Source organism: Mycobacterium sp. IDUB_5 (assembly GCF_055419565.1).
The window spans coordinates 580,119-598,025 of record NZ_JBVAXX010000001.1 but is presented as its reverse complement, the minus strand read 5'-3'; the positions used below and the strand labels follow the sequence as shown (position 1 = coordinate 598,025).

The window sequence follows — 17,907 nt, the reverse complement described above, 5'->3', positions numbered from 1 at the left end:
CAGCTAGCTGGGGCCGGTCGAACAGACCTTCCACGTCCCGTCCTCCCGTGCGAACGCGATGTCCGAGGTCTGCTTGGCGTCCGGCGCGTTGGCGAAGTGATAGGTGACCGATGCCGTGGCCCGGTCCCCGTCGACCTTGACGGTCGTCACCCCGTCGAGGAATCGCTCACCTTGCTTGGCCTTCGAATCACGTTGCCTGGCAAGGATGTCCGCCTCGGTACCCACCTGCGCGGCGCACGTGAAGCTGCGGAAATCCGTGTAGTCGTCTCGCTGCAGCGCGTCGTTCTGGCCGGCCGCAGCGCGCCCGATGAGCTGCTCGTCGGTGAGCTCGCCGCCGGAGAACAGCGTGAACAACCAGATTGTGATCACGATGGCGACAATGATGGCCAGCGCACCCAGGAACGGCGCCGCCGACGTGCCGGTGGACTCGTCGGGCTCGGTCACGTCAGCCTGCGCAGCGCCGACGCGACGCGGCGGGCGCGATCACGGGCGACGATCGGATCCGGCGCGGTGGCGGTGGCCAGCCAGCGCTGCGACGAGAACAATCGCACGTCGCTCTCCGCGACCTCGAGCGCTGCGCCCAGTGCCGCGCGCCACGGGGTGTCGGCGGCGTCGTACCCGTCTGAGGAGACCTCCATCGCCGCCGGCGAGATCATGATCGTGTCGACCGGGAGCCCCAGGATCGCCCGGGCATGCAGCTCGACGGCGGACAGGCGCTGCGAGCGCAACGTCACCAGTGCGCTGTCCTGCGGCCGGGGTGCGACATCGCTGAAGTACACCTCGTCGCCGCGCACCAGCAGCTCGACCGCGAACACGCCGCGCCCGCCAAGGGAGTTGACGATCCGCGCCGCGATCGACTTCGCCGCGTCCAGCGCGGCAGCCGAAAGATGCTGCGGCTGCCAGGATTCCAGTGTCTCGGCAGACTCCCGGTGGTGGCCGATGGGTTCGCAGAAGCTGACCACCGGCCCCGACGGGCCGGTGGTGCGCACGGTCAGCAGCGTCACGGCGACGTCGATCTCGACCACGGTCTCGGCCAGCACCCGCTGCAGGCTCAGCCGGCCGCCGGCCACCGCGCTGCGCCACGCCGGCTCGATGTCGTCGGGCCGCAGCACGACAGACTCCCCTTCGCCGGGCGCGGCGGTCACCGGCTTGACCAGCAGCGGGAACCCCGCGTGCTGGGCGACCGCGGTCAATTCGGCCACCGAGCCGGCGAACCAGAACGGCGCCGTGGGCAACCCGAGCTCGTCAGCGGCCAGCCGGCGCAGCGCTTCCCCGTCCACCGACAGCCGCAGCGCGCGCGGCGTCGGCACCACCTCGACGTCCTCGCGGTCGGCAGCGGCGAGCAGCGCGTCGGTGGCCACCCCGTCGGCGTCGGCGACGACGACTCGGGGCTGGGTTGCGTCGATCAGCGCGGTCAACGCGTCCGCATCCGTCATCGCGGCCATGTCGTCGGACACCGTCACCCGCGCGCCCAGCCGCTCGAAGGCCAGCGCCAGGTCGTGCGTGTGTTCGCCACCCCGCAGGAGCAGCACCGATGTCATCTCGGCCGCAGTCGTCTCACTCATCGAGCATCCAGCCTGCCAGAACCCTCAGTCGGACGTGACGCCCAGATCGGAGTGAAACCCGCTCATCGCCTCGACGATGGCGCCGAACACCCGGTGAGCGGCCCGCAGATCAGCGTCGGGCACGTCGGCCAGCGCGCTGCTGAGGTGGTGGGCCAGGGGGGTGAAGAAGTCGCGGGCCACGTCCATGCCGTGCTCGGCCACCCGCAGTTTGACCTTGCGCCGGTCATCGGGATCGGGCTCGCGCAGCACATGACCGGAGGCGATCATCCGCTCGACCAGATAGGTGATCGCCGCGCCGGACACCCCCATCCGGGCACGCAACCCGCCGGCGGCCAGCGGCTCGCCCGTGGTCTCGGCCACCAGCACATGCAGCAGGGCCCGGAAGTCGTTGTCCGACAGCCCGTGACGGGCGGCGAAGGCATGGCCGATCTGGTCGGACTGCGCAGTGAGCGCACGTACGTCGGCGGCGATGAGCTCTTCCAGCGCTGCGCGGTCGTCGTCAGCCATGCCGACATCGTACAGGTTGTTCACTTGATTAACGGTTAAGTATCTGAAATATTGACCGGCATGAGCAGACGACTGTCGTGGGTGATCGCACTGATGATCATCGTCGTGTCCGGCGCCTCCCTCGGGCTGTTGAGCGGCGGCTCCTCCGCCGAGCAGTCGCCGGTACCCGTACCCGCCAGCGCCGAGTCGACGCGCGCCGACCAGCTCCGCGCCGACTTCCCCGGCGGCGATCAGGCGCCTGCGCTGATGGTCCTGACCCGCGCCGACGGCTCCGCGCTCAGCCCGGCAGACCAGGCGGCCGCCGACGCGGCGCGTCAGCGCATGCTGGCCACGGCCGACGCCGGCCCCGGCGGGCCACCCCTTCAGGTCTCCGAGGACGGTCAGGCCGCGATCGCCGTCGTCCCGCTACCGGCCGACCTGTCCGGATTCGCGCTCGGCGACGAGGTCACGAAGCTCCGCAGCGCGGCCACCGACGGTCTGGACCCGCAGCTGCGCGCCCAGGTCACCGGCGGCCCCGCGTTCGGCGCCGACATCGCCGATTCGTTCTCCGGTGCCAACGTCACCCTGCTCGCCGTCACCGCGGCGGTGGTGGCCCTGCTGCTGATCGTCACCTATCGCTCGCCGGTGCTGTGGCTGGTACCGCTGCTGGTGATCGCGTTCGCCGACCGGGTCGGCGGCGTGGTGGGCACGGCCGTCGCCGAAGGGCTCGGCATGTCGCCGGACGGCTCGACGGGCGGCATCACCAGCGTGCTCGTGTTCGGCGCGGGCACCAACTACGCGCTGCTGCTCATCTCGCGCTATCGGGAAGAGCTGGGCCGCCCCCGATCCGGCAACGACTCTCACCACACCGCGCTCGCCACCGCCGTGCGCAGGGCGGGGCCGGCGATCATCGCGAGCAACGCGACCGTGGTGCTGGCGCTGCTGACCCTGCTGCTCGCCTCCTCCCCGAGCACCCGCAGCCTCGGGGTCCAGGCCGCGTCCGGCCTCGTCGTCGCCGCGGTGTTCGTACTGCTGGTGTTGCCGCCGTTCCTCGACCTCTTCGGCCGGAAGCTGTTCTGGCCCTTCATTCCCCGCGTGGGGGCGACGGCGCTGACCGAGGGCGGCGCCTGGCACCGCGTCGCCGATGGGGTGGCGCGCAAGCCCGCCGTGGTCTCCGTCGTCGCGATCGGCGTGCTGGGGCTGCTGTGCACCGGCCTGCTGAGCACGCCGATCGGGTTGTCGCAGACCGAACAGTTCCGCGTGCAGGCCGAATCGGTGAGCGGTTTCGACACCCTGTCGGAGCACTTCCCCAGCGGCGTCACCGATCCCACGCTCGTCATCGCCTCGACCGACCGCGCCGCCCAGGTCCAGCAGGCGATCACCGCCACCCCGGGCGTCGTCTCCGTCAACCCGGCCGGCACCTCACCGCAGGGCCTGACGCAGTGGTCGGTGGTGCTAGCCGCCGAACCCGCCTCCGACGAGGCGTTCGACACGATCGACGCGCTGCGGACCGCGGTGCACGGCGCCGACGCCGACAGCCTGGTCGGTGGCTCCGACGCCAAGGCCAGGGACGCGGCGGGGGCCGCCGGCCGCGACCGCACCCTCGTGGTGCCCGCGATCCTCGCAGTCGTGCTGCTGGTGCTGTTCGTGCTGCTGCGCTCCGCACTGGCGCCGCTGATCCTGGTCGCGGTCACCGTGCTCAGTGCCCTGGCCGCGCTCGGCCTCGGCGGCTGGGCCAGCGTGCACGTGTTCGGGTTCCCCGCACTGGACAACACCGTGCCGCTGTTCGCGCTGCTGTTCCTCGTCGCCCTCGGCGTGGACTACACGATCTTCCTGGTCACCCGGGCACGCGAGGAGACGCCGGAGCACGGCACCCGCGACGGGATCGTCCGGGCCGTCTCGGCAACCGGAGCGGTGATCACCAGCGCGGGCATCGTGTTGGCCGCGGTGTTCTGCGTGCTGGGTGTGCTGCCGCTGATCGCGCTGACACAGGTCGGCATCATCGTCGGGTTGGGCATTTTGCTGGACACGTTCGTCGTGCGGACCGTCGTGATCCCCGCGCTGTTCACGCTCATCGGCCCGAAGATCTGGTGGCCGGCCCTGCGCTCGGGACGGTAGCTGCACACTGCGGCGCGTAGCGTCGAGACATGAGTCAGGCCGATACCCGCACTGAACCGGACGCCGGGCTGCCACCGCTGCACATGCGCCGCGACGGCCTCGATCCGACGCCGATGCTGGCCCAGATCCGTGACAGCGTCGGCGTCGCCAGCGTCACCAATGCCTTTGGCATGCAGGTGTTCCTGGTGACCCGCCACGAGGACGTCAAGACCGTGCTCAGCGATCACGCGCGGTTCTCCAACGGCAGGCCGCCCGGATTCGTCGTCGCCGGCGCTCCCCCGATCGACGAGGAGGATGCCGCGCGCAACCGCGCCGGCAACCTGCTGGGCCTCGATCCCCCTGAGCACCAACGACTTCGACGCATGCTCACCCCGGAGTTCACGATCCGGCGGATCCAGCGGTTGGCGCCCCGCATCGTCGAGATCGTCGACGCCCAGCTCGACGCCCTCGAGGCCGCCGGCTCCCCGGCCGACCTCGTCGAGCACGTCACGCTGCCCGTGCCCTCGCTGGTGATCTGCGAGCTGCTCGGCGTTCCCTACGCCGACCGCGACGACTTCCAGCGCCGCAGCGCCCGCCAGCTCGACCTGTCCATTCCGATCCCCGAACGCCTGCAATTGCAGCAGGAGGGCCGCGCCTACATGGGTTCGCTCGTCGACCGGGCCCGTGTGGCGCCGGGCGAGGACATCCTCGGCATGCTGGTGCGCGAGCACGGCGCCGAGCTCACCGACGACGAGCTGATCGGCATCGCGGGGCTGCTGCTGCTCGCCGGGCACGAGACCACGTCGAACATGCTGGCGCTCGGCACGCTGGCGCTGCTCCGCCACCCCGAGCAGATGGCGGCGGTGCGCGACGATGCCGCGGCGGTGGGCCCGGCCATCGAGGAGCTGCTGCGCTACCTGTCGATCGTGCACAGCTCGATCCCCCGCATCACCACCACCGACGTCGAGCTCGCCGGGGTGCACATCCCGGCCGGGCGGCTGGTGTTCGCCTCGCTGCCGGCGGCCAACCGCGATCCCCACGTCATCTCCGCGCCGGAGACACTCGACATCAGCCGGGGCGCACCGGGTCACCTGGCCTTCGGCCACGGCGTGCACCACTGCCTGGGTGCGCCGCTGGCGCGGATGGAGATGCAGATCGCGTTCCCGGCGCTGCTGCGCCGCTTCCCGACGCTGACGCTCGCCGACGACATCGACGACATCGCGTTCCGGTCCTTCCACTTCATCTACGGCGTCGCATCGCTGGCGGTGCGGTGGTGAGCCGGGTCAGCGCCGACCGCAAGATCTGCATCCAGGCCGGCAACTGCGTGATGGTGGCCGCCGACGTGTTCGACCAGGACGACGACGGCGTGGTCGTCGTGCTCACCGACGCGGTGAGTGGCGACGCCGAAGACCGGGCACGTCAGGCCGTCAACCTCTGTCCGGCGGCGGCGTTGACGCTGCAGGACGACTCGGCGGGCGACGCAACATCAGCAGGCTGACCACCAGCACCCAGGCCGGGAACGTCAACGTCATCCACGGGCTGACGTCACCGGCGACGAGCACGCTGAGCGCGACCAGATAGGTCGTGACCACCAGCCATCGCGGCATCAGGCCCGTCCGCAACCAGATGGTGGCCAGCGACATCATGAAGACCGCCGCCATCCGCAGCGCATAGGTGTTGGTCAGCGCGAGCAGCAGTCCGTGGGCGAACGCGACCACCTCGGGGTCGGCCTCGATACCGGCCGCCCTGCCGGCCAACAGACCCGCCTCGACCGCGGTCCCCGCGAACACCATCGCCAGGAACAGCAGGCCGCTGCCGAGGAACACCGTGGTGAAGAACCGGTCCTCGAGCCGGCCCAGGCTGTCGCGAACCACACCGATGAACCACAGGAACGCGATGCCCGCGAACGGCGTCAGCACGATCGAGATGCGCAGTCGAGTAGTGGTCGCCGGCTCCGGCAGCCGCAGCGCCACGAGCACGGCCGCGAACAGCACCGCGAACACCACTCCGGCCAGCGCCGCGGCACGCGGAGTGGTGAGGCTGCGCAGTTGGCGTGCCGCGGGCTCCGTCATGCGCCGACAACCACGGTCTGGTTGCCGCCCACGCTCTTCGCGCGGTACATCGCGCCGTCGGCCAGTTCGAGCAGCGTGCGCACCGTAGAGGGGGCCTCCCGGTCGGAGGTCCACGCCGTCGCGACCCCGACGCTGACCGTCGGCACCACGGTGGCCCCGCAGCGGGCCACCGCGTCGTGTAAACGCGCGGCGACCGAGCGCACCGCCGCCGGCGGGGCCGCGAGCACCACCGCGAACTCCTCACCGCCGGTGCGGGCGATCAGCGACGGCACCTCGGCGGGCGCAGCGGCGTCGCGCAGCGCGTTGGCCACCGAGACCAGAACCTGATCTCCCACGTCATGGCCGTGGCCGTCGTTGATCGCCTTGAATTTGTCGATGTCGACAGCGAGCACCCCCAGATGCGCGCCGCCGGGCGGCAGCAGATCGGCCACGTCCTCCTCGAGCCCCCGCCGGTTCAACAACCGGGTCAGCGGATCCTGCAACGAATCGACGGCACCCATTCGCAGCGCGAGCAGATACGACTGCACGATCACCGGAACGCCGACCACGACGGGCAGCAACACCAGCAGGCGGATCGTGATGACGCTGGTGGCCTGCGTGTCCTGCGCCAGAGCCATCACGTAGAGAAGCGCGAACGCCGCGACGGTGAACGCCAGATGCACGGCCAACGCGCGCGGGCCGTGCACGATCACGACGTAGATCCCGTTCGCCGCGAGCAGCGCCAAGCCGGGCATCGCGGTGAACGCATCCTGATAGCACGCGATCACCGCCAGCACAGCGAGGTCGGCGTAGACGGCGAACAACGCCGACTGCAGCGCCGACGGGAACGGGGCGAACATCCAGAGCACGCCGAGTATCGCGGAACTGAACGCCACCGCGAGCACGAGCGGGCGACCCGACACCGCACCACCGTCATGCGCCGACCACATCACCGTCAGCAGCGCGGTCAGCCCGTAGAGAAACGAGAACGAGCCGATGAACACCGCGTGGAGCTTGAGAAGTCCGCGCGAGCGCAGATGCCGCTTCGTCCACTCGAAGTCAGATGGCTGCTGCCACCAGATCAGCAGGTACTCGCGTAAACCCTTGTCCATCGCCCCCCTGAAGACGCCGCTACGGCTGTCCGGGAAGCAGCCGGATCATCAGTCCGTTCGCCTCGGCGAGCAGGGTGCCGTCCGGGCCGCGCAACTCGGCGTTGACGAACGCCTTGCGATCCTGCGCTTCGCGCAGCCAGCCCCTGGCGGTCAGCACCGTGTCGATCGGCGTCACGTTGCGGTAGTCCACGTGCAGGAACGCGGTCCGGCTGATCGGGCGTCCAGTCGCATGGATCACCATTCCGAAGATGCTGTCGAACAGCAACGGCAACACTCCACCGTGGACGGCACGGTTCCCGCCCACCGAGAACCGACTGAACTCTACCTGCAGTTCAACGCCTGCGTCAGTGAACTCGGTGACCCGAAAGGGAGGCATCAGCAAGCTCCCCATGCCCGGCAGCGACGGCGCCCGGCTCGCGGGCCCCACCCCCTCGGCGGCCTCGAACGGGGTCAGGAGCTCGACCAGCCGCTCCACCTGATCGGCCGCGTCGTCCCACGTCGCGTCGCCCGGATCGGCCGACACCGCGAGGTCCTGGGCGCGGCGCATGGCCGCCAGGAACCGGGCGAACCCGGGCGGCGGGGTGATCGGCTGGAGATCAGGAAACCCGCCCCGGGTGCCGTCGGTCACGCCAGCACGTCGCGGCGCACGATGGTCTGGTCCCGGCCCGGTCCGACACCGATGCACGACACGTGGGCCCCGGCGAGATCCTCCAGACGCAGCACGTAGTCACGCGCCTTGGCGGGCAGGTCGTCGAACTCGCGCGCACCGGAGATGTCCTCCCACCACCCGGGCAGTTCCTCGTAGATCGGTTCGGCGCGGGCGATGTCGCTCTGGGTCATCGGCATCTCGTCGGTCCGCTTGCCGTCGACGGTGTAGCCCACGCAGATCGGCACTGTCTGCAGGCTGGAGAGCACGTCGAGCTTGGTCAGGAAGTAGTCGGTGATGCCGTTGACGCGGGTCGCGTACCGGGCGATGACGGCGTCGAACCAGCCGCAGCGGCGCCGCCGGCCGGTCGTGACACCGATCTCGCCGCCGGTCTTGGCCAGGTACTCGCCGTACTCGTCGAACAGCTCGGTCGGGAACGGACCAGACCCCACCCGCGTCGTGTACGCCTTGAGGATGCCCAGCACCGTCGTGATGCGGGTGGGCCCGATCCCGGAGCCGACGGCCGCCCCGCCGGACGTCGGATTCGACGACGTGACAAAGGGATACGTGCCGTGGTCGACGTCGAGCAGCGTGCCCTGCGACCCCTCGAGCAGCACCGTCTCACCCTGGTCGAGTGCGGTGTTGAGCAGCAGTCGGGTGTCGGCGATGCGATGCCGGAAGCCCTCGGCTTGGGCCAGCAGGTTGTCGACCACCTCGCCCGCGTCGAGCGCCTTGCGGTTGTAGATCTTGACCAGCACCTGGTTCTTGAATTCCAGTGCGCCCTCGATCTTTTCGGCCAGCAGGCCCGGGTCGAGGACGTCGGCGACCCGGATACCCTGCCGCGCGATCTTGTCCTGGTAACAGGGGCCGATGCCGCGGCCGGTGGTGCCGATCTTCTTGCTGCCCGCGTATCTCTCGACGACCTTGTCGATCGCCACGTGATAGGGCATCAGCAGGTGCGCGTCGGCCGACAGGAGCAGCCGCCCGGTGTCCACACCGCGTTCCTCGAGGCCACGTAGCTCCGTCAGCAGGACACCCGGGTCGACGACGACGCCGTTGCCGATCACGTTGGTCACGCCGGGCGTCAGAATGCCCGACGGAATGAGGTGCAGGGCGAAGTTCTCCCCCGTCGGAAGCACCACCGTGTGGCCGGCGTTGTTGCCGCCCTGGTAGCGCACCACCCACTGAACCCGCCCACCGAGCAGGTCGGTGGCCTTACCTTTGCCCTCGTCGCCCCACTGGGCGCCGATGAGGACGATTGCCGGCATGCCGCGCCTCTCCCGCTCGAATGCTGTGCATAGTGTGTGCAGCCGGTGAGCTACCTTATCCGATCGCGCGCTGCGCACCCGTCTGTCGCGGTGTGCAACCTCGGCGGTGCCCGGGTGCCGCGTCCGCTGCGCCACCTTCCGCGCACCGATCTGGACGGAATCGGGGCCTGGCGTCGCGTGGTCGTGGTCGGCTCCGACGCCGATCTGGCCGCCGCGCTGAAGGCACTGCTGCGCGCTGACCGTCTCGACGTCGAGGTCGCCCACATTCGCCGCGCGCTCGGCGCTCGCCGGTCGCTGCACGCGCCCGCCACTCGGGTACCGCTGATCAGGGACGAGACCGGCGCGGTCGTCGTCGGCTCGGCGCTGTGGCGACCGACCGAGGGACAGCGGACCCTGCATGGTGAGGCCGTCGTCGACGACACCGTGCTGTTCGACGGCGAGGTGGCGGGGGTTCGCGTCGAGCCGATCGGACAGCTGCCCGGGTTGCGCGCCGCGGTGCTGACCGGCCGGCGGCGGCCGCGGCGTTGGGTGGTCGGGCGGGCTGCGCAGCTGGGCACCACCGGCGCGCTGGTACTGCGCGACGGCGTCGCCGGGGCGCGGCCGGTGCGGCGCTCCACGTTCTACCGCCACACGCAGGGCTGGTTGCGCGTAGGCCGCAGGTAGCGTGGGTGCGTGAGCGTCACCAGAGGCGGGGGCCCGCTGCGCCAGTCGGTGCGGCCGAGCCCCCTGTTCCTGGTCCTGATCGCCGCCACGGCCGGCGGCGGCGTGGCGACGTGGCTCTCGGCCGACCAGGTGGGCCCGATGGCCTACCTCGGGGTGTTCGTCTTCGTGATCTTCGGCTGGCTCGTGTCGCTCTGTCTGCACGAGTTCGGGCACGCGTACTCCGCCTGGCGATTCGGCGACCGCGACGTCGAGGCGCGCGGTTACCTGACGCTGAACCCGCTCAAGTACTCCCACCCGCTGCTGTCACTCGGGCTGCCGGTGCTGTTCATCGCGCTCGGCGGGATCGGGCTGCCCGGCGGGGCGGTCTATCTGCAGACCGGCTGGATGGGCAAGTGGCAGCGAACGCTGATCAGCCTCGCCGGCCCGGCGGCGAACGTGGTGTGCGCGGTGCTGCTGCTGACGGCGACCCGGCTGTTCTACGAACCGGGCCACTCGGTGTTCTGGGCCGGGGTCGCGTTCCTGGGCTTCCTGCAGATCACCGCGTTCCTGCTGAACATCCTGCCGATTCCGGGGCTCGACGGCTACGGCGCACTCGAGCCGCACCTCAGCCCGCAGACGCAGCGCGCAGTGGCGCCTGCGAAGCAGTGGGGCTTTCTGCTGCTGGTACTCCTGCTGTTCGCGCCGGGTGTGAACCAGTGGTTCTTCTCGGGGGTCTCCGCCCTGTTCGAGCTGTCCGGGGTGCCTGCGTATCTGTCGGCCGTCGGGGGCGAACTGACGCGATTCTGGTCGGCCTGGCAGTAGCAGCCTTGCCATATATGCGTTAGTACGCATATATTCGCCGGCATGGGCGCGGGACATGACCATAGCCATGGGAAAGACGCCCGCGTCTCCCGAATGGTGATCGCCGCAGCGATCCTGACCGTGTTCTTCGCGATCGAACTGGGCACCGCGCTCGCCATCAACTCCATCGCACTGCTCGCTGACGCCGGGCACATGCTGACCGACCTGGTCGCGATGTTCATGGGGCTGACCGCGGTGCTCCTGGCCAACCGCGGCAGCACCTCCCCGTCCCGGACCTACGGCTGGCACCGCGCCGAGGTGTTCACCGCGGTCGCCAACGCCGCACTGCTGATCGGCGTCGCAGGGTTCATCCTCTACGAGGCGTTCGAGCGGCTCGGGGGTGCGCCTGACGTGCCCGGCGTGCCGATGATCGTCGTCGCGCTGGCCGGCCTGCTCGCCAACGCGGCCGTGGTGCTGCTGCTGCGCTCCCAGTCGGAGAACAGCCTCGCGGTCAAGGGCGCCTACATGGAGGTCGTCGCCGACACCGTCGGGAGCATCGGAGTCCTGATCGCCGGCATCGTCACCGTCACCACGCGGTGGCCCTACGCCGACGTCGTCGTCGCGGTCCTGGTCGCGCTGTGGGTGCTGCCCCGGGCGATCGCGCTGGCCCGTGCCGCGCTGCGCATCCTGTCGGAGTCCTCGCCCAGCCACATCGACGTCGACGAACTGCGCTCCGCGCTGTGTGCGGTGGAAGGCGTCACCGAGGTGCACGACCTGCACGTGTGGACGCTGGTGCCCGGCAAGGACATGGTGACCGCGCACCTGACCAGCGGGCGCGACTCCGCCCGGGTCCTCGACGACGCGCGGGCAGTGCTGACGGCGCGCGGGCTCGACCATGCGACGGTGCAGGTCGAGCCGCCGGATTCGGCCGCCGACTGCGAGTGCGAAAGCCAGAACCGGTAGCCCCGCCACGGCTGCCCGTCGCGCTGCGCGCTGCGGTCAGCACCGCCATCCCCGTCCTCCTGGGCGTGGCCGCAGGCAATCTCGGCGCCGGCCTGATCGCCACCCTCGGCGCCTTCACCTCGCGCTTCGGTGTCGGCCGCCCCTACCTGAGCCGCGCCCTGCAACTCGCCCTGGTGGCGATCGCGCTGGCCATCGCGGTCGCCGCCGGCTCCTGGGCTGCCGATGTCGCGTGGGCCGGAGTGCTGACCGTCTCCGCCGTCGCGGTCGTCGCGGTGTGGATGTGCAGCGCGCTGAAGGTGGGGCCGCCGGGCGCCTACGTGTTCGTCGTCGCCTGCGCCGCGGGGATCGGCGTCTCGGCGTCCCGGCTGAGCCCCTGGCAGATCGGGGCTCTCGTGCTGGCGGGCGGCGCGGTGGCCTGGACGGTCCAGATGCTCGGCGCGGTGACGGGGTTCCGGCGCCCGGAACGGTCCGTGGTGCAGACGGCGGCTGATCGCGTCGCCGACTACCTCGACGCCATCGGCGGGCCGGACGAGGAGACCGCCCGCCATCGCGCGGCGCACGCGCTGCACCAGGCGTGGACGACGCTGATCGAGCAGCAGCCGACCGCGTCGGTGAGCTCCCAACTCCACCGGCTACGCGCGGCGAACCACGCGGTGCACGTGCTGTTCGCCCGCGCGGACCCCGACACCGCTGACCTGGCACGCGCCGTCGGACGCCTCGAGGCCGATCCGGACGCCGTCGCGCATCGCGACCCCGCGCAACGCCCGCCCGCGCCGGCACCCCCGCAGCACCTGCTGCGGTCGGCGCTGCGCACCGGCTCGCAGACGCGCCGGGTGATGGTCCGAGTGGCGATCGGGGTGCCGCTGGCCGGCTTCGCCGCCGTGGGCCTCGGCGTCGACCGGGCCTACTGGGCGATGGCCGCGGCGGTACTGATCCTGCACCAGGGCGCGCCCCTGTGGCATGCGCTGCGCCGCGGCGCCGAACGACTGGTCGGCACGTGGATCGGCCTCGCACTGGCCGCGGCCATCATCGTGATCCACCCGCAGGGCTGGCTGCTGGCCGCGGTGCTGGCCCTACTCAACTTCGCGATCGAGATGCTCGTTGCCAGTAACTACCTGCTGGCCTCGGTGTTCATCACCGCCACCGCACTGACCATCGGAACGGCGAGCCACCCACTGGAGCCGGGGCAGGTCGGACACCTGCTGCTGGCCCGTGGTGTCGACACGTTGATCGGCTGCGCCATCGGCCTGGCGGTCTATCTGGCTCTCGCCCGTAGGCAGGAGATACGCCGGCTGCCGGACGCGCTGGCAGCCACCCGGGAAGCGTTGACGATCGCCGAGAGTTTCGTCGCCGCGGGCGACGCCGCCAGCCTGGAGGCGCGCACCGCGCGGCGCGACCTTCAGCGGATCACGCTGGACATGCTCGATGTCCTCGACGCCGCGCAGGCCGGGCCGCGGGATCAGCGGGAGACCGCCGCCCGCCTGCGACCCGAGGTGCAGGCCGTCGAGCGGGCGTCGTCGGAGACGATCGCCGCGCTGTGGGCCTAAGCCAGCCCGAGCTCTGCGCGCGCGGCCGGATCGCAGTCGTCGAGCAGGTCCAGGCAACGCTGGTACTCCGGCTCCTCACCGATCGCGTCGGCCGCGCGGGCCAGAGCCGCCACGCAGCGCAGGAAGCCGCGGTTGGGTTCGTGGGCGTAGGGCACCGGGCCGAAACCCTTCCAGCCGTTGCGGCGCAACTGATCCAGGCCGCGGTGATAGCCGGTGCGCGCATAGGCGTAGGCGGTCACCGCCTGGTCGTTGTCGAGCGCATCCTCGGCCAGCGCGGCCCATGCCACTGACGCCGACGGGTGGGCGGCGGCGACGATCGCCGGGTTCTCCGCGGCGTCCAGCTCGGCTTCGGCCTCAGGATCGCCGGGCAGCAGTACAGGTTCCGGTCCGAGGAGATCGCCCATCCGAGTCATGGCCCCCATTGTGCCGTGCGGGGTTACCGGACCGTCACCGCGGATGGATAAGCTTCGCCCGTAGCCGTCAGGAGGACCGCAGCACCGATGTCGAACCCCACTGGCCCGGATCAGCCGGACGATCCCACCCACCCGCAGGACGAGCCCGCCACCGAGGTGTTCGCGCCGGCCGATCCCGACGAGCAGCAGGACCCCGCGGCAGGAGAGCGACGCTTCACTGCACCGTCGGGATTCGACGCCGGGTCAACGCAGATCATCAACAGGCCGCAGGAGCCGGCCACCGAGGTCTTCGGCACGGGTGGCACCGCCGAGACCGAGGCCTTCACCGCGCAAAACGTTGCGCCACAGAAGATTCCGGCCCGCGACGACGCCCCCAAGCCGCCCGCCAAGAAGCGCAGCTGGGGTTGGGTCATCGCGATCGTGCTGGTGATCGCCGCGCTCGCGGCCGTCGCGATCCTGGGCACCATCCTGCTCACCCGCGGGTCGTCGCCTGCCGCCTCGCAGGAGGACAAGGTCCGGGCCACCATCTCCGATTTCGACGTCGCGGTGCAGAACGGCGACCTGGCGGCGCTGCGCAGCATCACCTGCGGCAGCACCCGCGACAGCTACGTCGCCTACAACGACAAGGCGTGGGAGCAGACCCACGCCCGTGTCGCCGCAGCCAAGCAGTACCCCGTCGTCGCCAGCGTCGACCAGGTCGTCGTCAACGGCGACCACGCCGAGGCCAACGTGACCACGTTCATGGCCTACGCGCCGCAGACCCGCTCCACGCGCAGCTTCGACCTGGAGTTCACCGACGAGCAGTGGAAGATCTGCCAGGCTCCCAGTAGCTAGCCGGCGGTATCTGATTGCCGGCTTCTCTTCGTTCAGCCGGCGGTGACGCTGCGGCCCGCGCTGTGCAGGTCGTTGCAGGCCTCGACCACGCGCTCACTCATCGACGCCTCGGCCTTCTTGAAGTAGCTCCGCGGGTCGTAGACCTTCTTGTTGCCGACCTCGCCATCCACCTTCAGCACACCGTCGTAGTTGCTGAACATGTGCCCGACGATCGGCCGGGTGAACGCGTACTGGGTGTCGGTGTCGACGTTCATCTTCACCACGCCGTACTTCAACGAGTCCTCGATCTCGGACTTCAGCGAGCCCGACCCGCCGTGGAACACGAAGTCGAACGGCTTGGAGCCCTCGGGCAGTCCGAGTTTGGCGGCCGCGACCTTCTGACCTTCTGCCAGCACCTCCGGCTTGAGGACGACGTTGCCCGGCTTGTAGACGCCGTGCACGTTGCCGAACGTCGCGGCCAGCAGGTACTTGCCGTGCTCACCGGCGCCGAGCGCTTCGATGGTCTTCTCGAAATCCTCGGGGGAGGTGTAGAGCTTCTCGTTGATCTCGGCCTCGACGCCGTCCTCCTCGCCGCCGACCACGCCGATCTCGATCTCCAGGATGATCTTCGCGGCGGCGGCCTGCTTGAGCAGTTCCTGCGCGATCGACAGGTTCTCGTCGATCGGCACCGCGGAGCCGTCCCACATATGCGACTGGAACAGCGGGTTCTGCCCCTTGGCGACCCTCTCGGCGGAGATCGCGAGCAGCGGCCGGACCAGCCCGTCGAGCTTGTCCTTGGGGCAGTGGTCGGTGTGCAGCGCGACGGTGATGTCGTACTTGGCGGCGATGACGTGGGCGAACTCGGCCAGCGCGACCGCGCCGGTGACCATGTCCTTCACCCCGAGCCCAGAGGCGAACTCCGTACCACCGGTCGAGAACTGGATGATGCCGTCGGACCCGGCGTCGGCGAAGCCCTTGATCGCGGCGTTGATGCTCTCCGACCCGACGCAGTTGATCGCGGGGAATGCGAAGGAGTGCTCCTTGGCCCGGCCGAGCATCTCGGCGTAGACCTCGGGCGTGGCGATGGGCATGACTGTTCCTCTCGGCTTGGGTGGTTGGAGTATCTCAGGTGCGGTGAAAGCTCACACGGTCAGAACCATGCGATAGCGGGCCTTGCCCGTATCCATCATCTGGAACGCGTCGGCGGCCTCGGCCAACGGCCGCTCCTGGATCATCGCCCGCACGCCGCTGAGCACGGCGAAGTGCAGGGTCTCCTCGACGTCGCGGGAGGTGCCGGACGGGTGGCCGCTGACCGAGAGCCCGGAGTTGATCAGGTCGAGCGGGCTGATCGGCAGGTTCTCAGGCGTGACGCCGACGGCGACCAGCTCGCCTTCGGGCCGCAGGCCACCCACTGTCGCCGCCATCGCCTCGGCGTTGTTCGCGGTCGCGAGGACCACCGCGGCCCCGCCCAGCTTCTGGAGTTCGGCCGCGACGTCCTGGGCGGTCGAGTCGATGTAATGGTGCGCGCCGAGCTGGGTGGCCTCCTCGGCCTTCCCGGTGCCGCGGGCGATCGCGACCGTCTCGAAGCCCATCGCGCGGGCGAACTGCACGCCGAGGTGGCCGAGGCCGCCGACGCCGAGGATCGCGACGACGTCGCCAGCCTTCGCGCGCGTCTGCCGCAACCCGTTGAACGTCGTCACCCCCGCGCAGCCCATTGGCGCCGCCTCGACGAACGACAATCCGTCCGGGATGCGGGCCAGCGCGGTGGCCGGCACGGTCACCGATTCGGCGTAGCCGCCCGGGTAGTGCCAGCTCGGCACCTCCATGCGTACGCACTGCATGAAGTGGCCCTGCCGACACGGGATACAGCGGTTGCAGTTGCCGCCGAACCAACCGACGGCGACCCGGTCACCGACGGCGAAGTCCTCGACCCCGTCGCCGACCTCGGCGATCGAGCCGGCGATCTCGTGGCCCAGCGTCAGCGGCCACTGCAGGCCCGGGAAGTGCCCGGCGTGGAACTCGCGGTCGGTGCCGCAGACGCCGCAGGCCGCGACGTCGAGCCGGACGTGGCCCGCCGACGGCGACGGCGTGTCTACGTCGACGACGGTCAGCGCGGCGTTGGCTTCGGGAACGTGGACGGCCTTGTGCGTGGGCATGGCTCAGCCTAAGCCGCCGGTACCCTTGTGGCCGTGGTCGTCGACAATCTCGCGCTGATGCCCGACTTTCTGGACCCGATCAAGCTCATCGGCTACTTCGGCACCTGGGCGCTGATCGGCATCCTGGTCGTCGTCTTCGTCGAATCCGGGGTGCTGTTCCCGATCCTGCCGGGCGACACCCTGCTGTTCGTGGCGGGCATGCTGGCGGCGGGCACGGCAGCCGAAGCCGCGACGGTCGACGCGAACTTCCATCTCTGGCAGCTGCTGGTGTTCATTCCCCTCGCGGCCATCCTCGGCGGCCAGGTGGGCTACTGGATAGGCCGCAGTCTGGGCACCGCGATGTTCAAGCCCAACTCGCGGGTGCTCAAGCAGCGCTACCTCGACGAGGCGCACCTGTTCTTCGAGCAGCGCGGACCGTTCGCGATCGTTATCGCCCGGTTCGTCCCGATCGTGCGCACGCTGGCGCCGATCACCGCGGGCGCGGCGAAGATGAACTACGGCCTGTTCACCGCGTTCAACGTCCTGGGCGCCGTGGTGTGGGGCGTTGGACTGGTGCTGATGGGCTACGGCCTGGGTCAGTTCGAGGTGGTGCAGAAGCTGCTGGAACCGATCTTCATCCTGATCGCGGTCGCGTCCATCACCCCGATGCTCTGGGAGTGGTACAAGCGGCGCAAGGCCGCCAAGGCGGCCGGCATCCCGACGCCGCCGATGGACGCCGAAGAGCAGGCCTAACCGGCGAGCCCGTTCTGCAGCGCTTCGAAGAGCCGGCCGAGTCGGTGGCGATGGTCCTCGACCACGGGATCCGGTGACCCTTCCTCGGTGACCCGCTGCGCGGTGGCGGTCAAGACCGTGGAGTATCCGGCGATGACGAGGGCGGCGAACAGTTCCGCATCACCGGTGAACTCCGGGTCGGCCTTTAGTGCGTCACGCAGCGCCTGCACGAGCTCGGCAGCGATTTCCCGCAGGCGGGCGATCAACACCGGGGACCCGGCGACCGTCCGATAGAACGGGATCGATCCGACCTTGACGCCGGACAGTGCGTGCCGTTCGTCGAGAAGACGGAACGCCGCATCGCGCAGAGACGCCAGGACGGTGCTGCCGGCCGCCCGGTCCTGAACTGCCTCACGCAGGATCTCGACGGCGTCGTCGACGCGGTCGAACAGCAGATCCTCCTTGCGCGGGAAGTGCTTGAACACCGTGACGCTCGAGACGCCGGCCTCTTTGGCGACCTGCGCGACCGTCACCTCGTCGAAACCGCGATCGAGGAACATCCGGGTCGCGACATCCGAGATCTTCCGTCGAGTCAGCGGCCCGCCGCGCTCCGATGTTCTGGGCATCCCACCTCAT

Annotated in this window: 20 protein-coding genes; 9 read left to right on the top strand and 11 right to left on the bottom strand. The window is 70.2% G+C overall.

Annotation, left to right across the window (positions count from 1 at the left end; genetic code table 11):
• Positions 1-3 precede the first annotated feature (3 nt).
• From ACZY1G_RS02905 to ACZY1G_RS02895, 3 genes are read right to left on the bottom strand one after another with little or no spacing between them, the layout of a single operon-like run.
• The gene (locus ACZY1G_RS02905) at positions 4-444 is read right to left on the bottom strand and encodes an Rv0361 family membrane protein (protein ID WP_463821556.1); all 441 of its coding nucleotides are present in this window, start codon (positions 442-444) and stop codon (positions 4-6) included.
• Positions 441-1,565, bottom strand: a complete 1,125-nt coding sequence (gene purT / locus ACZY1G_RS02900) for a formate-dependent phosphoribosylglycinamide formyltransferase (RefSeq protein ID WP_463813528.1) — start codon at positions 1,563-1,565, stop codon at positions 441-443. The genes ACZY1G_RS02905 and purT overlap by 4 nt, the downstream gene beginning before the upstream one ends.
• A 24-nt stretch (positions 1,566-1,589) precedes the next feature.
• Positions 1,590-2,072 carry a MarR family winged helix-turn-helix transcriptional regulator gene (locus ACZY1G_RS02895; protein WP_463821555.1) on the bottom strand — a complete coding sequence of 161 codons (483 nt, stop codon included), beginning with the start codon at positions 2,070-2,072 and terminating at the stop codon, positions 1,590-1,592.
• 60 nt (positions 2,073-2,132) lie between these two features.
• On the opposite strand from ACZY1G_RS02895, the gene ACZY1G_RS02890 reads away from it, so the two are divergent.
• From ACZY1G_RS02890 to ACZY1G_RS02880, 3 genes are read left to right on the top strand one after another with little or no spacing between them, the layout of a single operon-like run.
• Positions 2,133-4,169, top strand: coding sequence for an MMPL family transporter (locus tag ACZY1G_RS02890; RefSeq protein WP_463821554.1), 2,037 nt, complete (start codon positions 2,133-2,135; stop codon positions 4,167-4,169).
• Between the two features lie 29 nt (positions 4,170-4,198).
• The gene (locus tag ACZY1G_RS02885; protein WP_463821553.1) at positions 4,199-5,425 is read left to right on the top strand and encodes a cytochrome P450; all 1,227 of its coding nucleotides are present in this window, start codon (positions 4,199-4,201) and stop codon (positions 5,423-5,425) included.
• Positions 5,426-5,475: 50 nt separating this feature from the next.
• A complete protein-coding gene (locus ACZY1G_RS02880; RefSeq protein ID WP_463814822.1) occupies positions 5,476-5,646 on the top strand; it encodes a 4Fe-4S domain-containing protein in 171 nt (56 codons plus the stop codon).
• On the opposite strand, the gene ACZY1G_RS02875 is transcribed toward ACZY1G_RS02880, so the two are convergent.
• Genes ACZY1G_RS02875 through ACZY1G_RS02860 form a run of 4 tightly spaced genes read right to left on the bottom strand, consistent with a single transcriptional unit; the run spans position 5,576 to position 9,225 of the window.
• Positions 5,576-6,220, bottom strand: coding sequence for a hypothetical protein (locus ACZY1G_RS02875; RefSeq protein WP_463813524.1), 645 nt, complete (start codon positions 6,218-6,220; stop codon positions 5,576-5,578). The genes ACZY1G_RS02880 and ACZY1G_RS02875 overlap by 71 nt on opposite strands.
• Positions 6,217-7,311, bottom strand: coding sequence for a GGDEF domain-containing protein (locus tag ACZY1G_RS02870; RefSeq protein WP_463813523.1), 1,095 nt, complete (start codon positions 7,309-7,311; stop codon positions 6,217-6,219). Before ACZY1G_RS02870 ends, ACZY1G_RS02875 begins: the two co-directional genes overlap by 4 nt.
• Before the next feature lie 19 nt (positions 7,312-7,330).
• Entirely contained in the window at positions 7,331-7,939 is a 609-nt protein-coding gene (locus tag ACZY1G_RS02865) for a PaaI family thioesterase (protein ID WP_463813522.1), read from the bottom strand.
• The gene (locus ACZY1G_RS02860) at positions 7,936-9,225 is read right to left on the bottom strand and encodes an adenylosuccinate synthase (RefSeq protein ID WP_463813521.1); all 1,290 of its coding nucleotides are present in this window, start codon (positions 9,223-9,225) and stop codon (positions 7,936-7,938) included. Before ACZY1G_RS02860 ends, ACZY1G_RS02865 begins: the two co-directional genes overlap by 4 nt.
• A 114-nt stretch (positions 9,226-9,339) precedes the next feature.
• Here ACZY1G_RS02860 and ACZY1G_RS02855 point away from each other — a divergent pair, with 114 nt between their 5' ends.
• Genes ACZY1G_RS02855 through ACZY1G_RS02840 form a run of 4 tightly spaced genes read left to right on the top strand, consistent with a single transcriptional unit; the run spans position 9,340 to position 13,178 of the window.
• Positions 9,340-9,888 (top strand): hypothetical protein, encoded by a 549-nt coding sequence (locus tag ACZY1G_RS02855; RefSeq protein ID WP_463813520.1) that lies wholly within the window; start codon positions 9,340-9,342, stop codon positions 9,886-9,888.
• Positions 9,889-9,897: 9 nt separating this feature from the next.
• Entirely contained in the window at positions 9,898-10,689 is a 792-nt protein-coding gene (locus ACZY1G_RS02850) for a site-2 protease family protein (RefSeq protein ID WP_463821552.1), read from the top strand.
• Between the two features lie 42 nt (positions 10,690-10,731).
• The gene (locus ACZY1G_RS02845) at positions 10,732-11,631 is read left to right on the top strand and encodes a cation diffusion facilitator family transporter (protein ID WP_463821551.1); all 900 of its coding nucleotides are present in this window, start codon (positions 10,732-10,734) and stop codon (positions 11,629-11,631) included.
• Entirely contained in the window at positions 11,610-13,178 is a 1,569-nt protein-coding gene (locus ACZY1G_RS02840) for an FUSC family protein (RefSeq protein WP_463821550.1), read from the top strand. The genes ACZY1G_RS02845 and ACZY1G_RS02840 overlap by 22 nt, the downstream gene beginning before the upstream one ends.
• On the opposite strand, the gene ACZY1G_RS02835 is transcribed toward ACZY1G_RS02840, so the two are convergent.
• Positions 13,175-13,591, bottom strand: coding sequence for a DUF3151 domain-containing protein (locus tag ACZY1G_RS02835; protein WP_463813516.1), 417 nt, complete (start codon positions 13,589-13,591; stop codon positions 13,175-13,177). The two genes, ACZY1G_RS02840 and ACZY1G_RS02835, sit on opposite strands and share 4 nt — an antisense overlap.
• Before the next feature lie 87 nt (positions 13,592-13,678).
• Here ACZY1G_RS02835 and ACZY1G_RS02830 point away from each other — a divergent pair, with 87 nt between their 5' ends.
• A complete protein-coding gene (locus ACZY1G_RS02830) occupies positions 13,679-14,425 on the top strand; it encodes an Rv0361 family membrane protein (RefSeq protein WP_463813515.1) in 747 nt (248 codons plus the stop codon).
• A 32-nt stretch (positions 14,426-14,457) separates the two neighbouring features.
• Here the strand turns inward: ACZY1G_RS02830 and fbaA are convergent, their stop codons facing one another.
• Together fbaA and ACZY1G_RS02820 are read right to left on the bottom strand one after the other, a co-directional pair.
• Positions 14,458-15,495, bottom strand: a complete 1,038-nt coding sequence (gene fbaA, locus ACZY1G_RS02825; protein ID WP_463821549.1) for a class II fructose-bisphosphate aldolase — start codon at positions 15,493-15,495, stop codon at positions 14,458-14,460.
• Between the two features lie 51 nt (positions 15,496-15,546).
• Complete coding sequence (locus tag ACZY1G_RS02820; protein ID WP_463821548.1) at positions 15,547-16,560, bottom strand: alcohol dehydrogenase catalytic domain-containing protein; 1,014 nt, start codon at positions 16,558-16,560, stop codon at positions 15,547-15,549.
• 57 nt (positions 16,561-16,617) lie between these two features.
• Here ACZY1G_RS02820 and ACZY1G_RS02815 point away from each other — a divergent pair, with 57 nt between their 5' ends.
• Entirely contained in the window at positions 16,618-17,292 is a 675-nt protein-coding gene (locus tag ACZY1G_RS02815; RefSeq protein ID WP_463814821.1) for a DedA family protein, read from the top strand.
• On the opposite strand, the gene ACZY1G_RS02810 is transcribed toward ACZY1G_RS02815, so the two are convergent.
• On the bottom strand, positions 17,289-17,897 hold the full coding sequence (locus tag ACZY1G_RS02810; RefSeq protein ID WP_463813512.1) for a TetR/AcrR family transcriptional regulator: 609 nt from the start codon (positions 17,895-17,897) through the stop codon (positions 17,289-17,291). The two genes, ACZY1G_RS02815 and ACZY1G_RS02810, sit on opposite strands and share 4 nt — an antisense overlap.
• Positions 17,898-17,907 lie beyond the last annotated feature (10 nt).

What these genes read in the sequence shown, in the direction of transcription:
- ACZY1G_RS02875 (WP_463813524.1), bottom strand. Translation starts at nt 6,220, where the DNA reads ATGACGGAGCCCGCGGCACGCCAACTGCGCAGCCTCACCACTCCGCGT.
- ACZY1G_RS02895 (WP_463821555.1), bottom strand. Translation starts at nt 2,072, where the DNA reads ATGGCTGACGACGACCGCGCAGCGCTGGAAGAGCTCATCGCCGCCGAC.
- fbaA (WP_463821549.1), bottom strand. Translation starts at nt 15,495, where the DNA reads ATGCCCATCGCCACGCCCGAGGTCTACGCCGAGATGCTCGGCCGGGCC.
- ACZY1G_RS02820 (WP_463821548.1), bottom strand. Translation starts at nt 16,560, where the DNA reads ATGCCCACGCACAAGGCCGTCCACGTTCCCGAAGCCAACGCCGCGCTG.
- ACZY1G_RS02890 (WP_463821554.1), top strand. Translation starts at nt 2,133, where the DNA reads ATGAGCAGACGACTGTCGTGGGTGATCGCACTGATGATCATCGTCGTG.
- ACZY1G_RS02835 (WP_463813516.1), bottom strand. Translation starts at nt 13,591, where the DNA reads ATGACTCGGATGGGCGATCTCCTCGGACCGGAACCTGTACTGCTGCCC.
- ACZY1G_RS02880 (WP_463814822.1), top strand. Translation starts at nt 5,476, where the DNA reads ATGGTGGCCGCCGACGTGTTCGACCAGGACGACGACGGCGTGGTCGTC.
- ACZY1G_RS02815 (WP_463814821.1), top strand. Translation starts at nt 16,618, where the DNA reads ATGCCCGACTTTCTGGACCCGATCAAGCTCATCGGCTACTTCGGCACC.
- ACZY1G_RS02845 (WP_463821551.1), top strand. Translation starts at nt 10,732, where the DNA reads ATGGGCGCGGGACATGACCATAGCCATGGGAAAGACGCCCGCGTCTCC.
- ACZY1G_RS02810 (WP_463813512.1), bottom strand. Translation starts at nt 17,897, where the DNA reads ATGCCCAGAACATCGGAGCGCGGCGGGCCGCTGACTCGACGGAAGATC.
- ACZY1G_RS02885 (WP_463821553.1), top strand. Translation starts at nt 4,199, where the DNA reads ATGAGTCAGGCCGATACCCGCACTGAACCGGACGCCGGGCTGCCACCG.
- purT (WP_463813528.1), bottom strand. Translation starts at nt 1,565, where the DNA reads ATGAGTGAGACGACTGCGGCCGAGATGACATCGGTGCTGCTCCTGCGG.
- ACZY1G_RS02830 (WP_463813515.1), top strand. Translation starts at nt 13,679, where the DNA reads ATGTCGAACCCCACTGGCCCGGATCAGCCGGACGATCCCACCCACCCG.
- ACZY1G_RS02870 (WP_463813523.1), bottom strand. Translation starts at nt 7,311, where the DNA reads ATGGACAAGGGTTTACGCGAGTACCTGCTGATCTGGTGGCAGCAGCCA.
- ACZY1G_RS02860 (WP_463813521.1), bottom strand. Translation starts at nt 9,225, where the DNA reads ATGCCGGCAATCGTCCTCATCGGCGCCCAGTGGGGCGACGAGGGCAAA.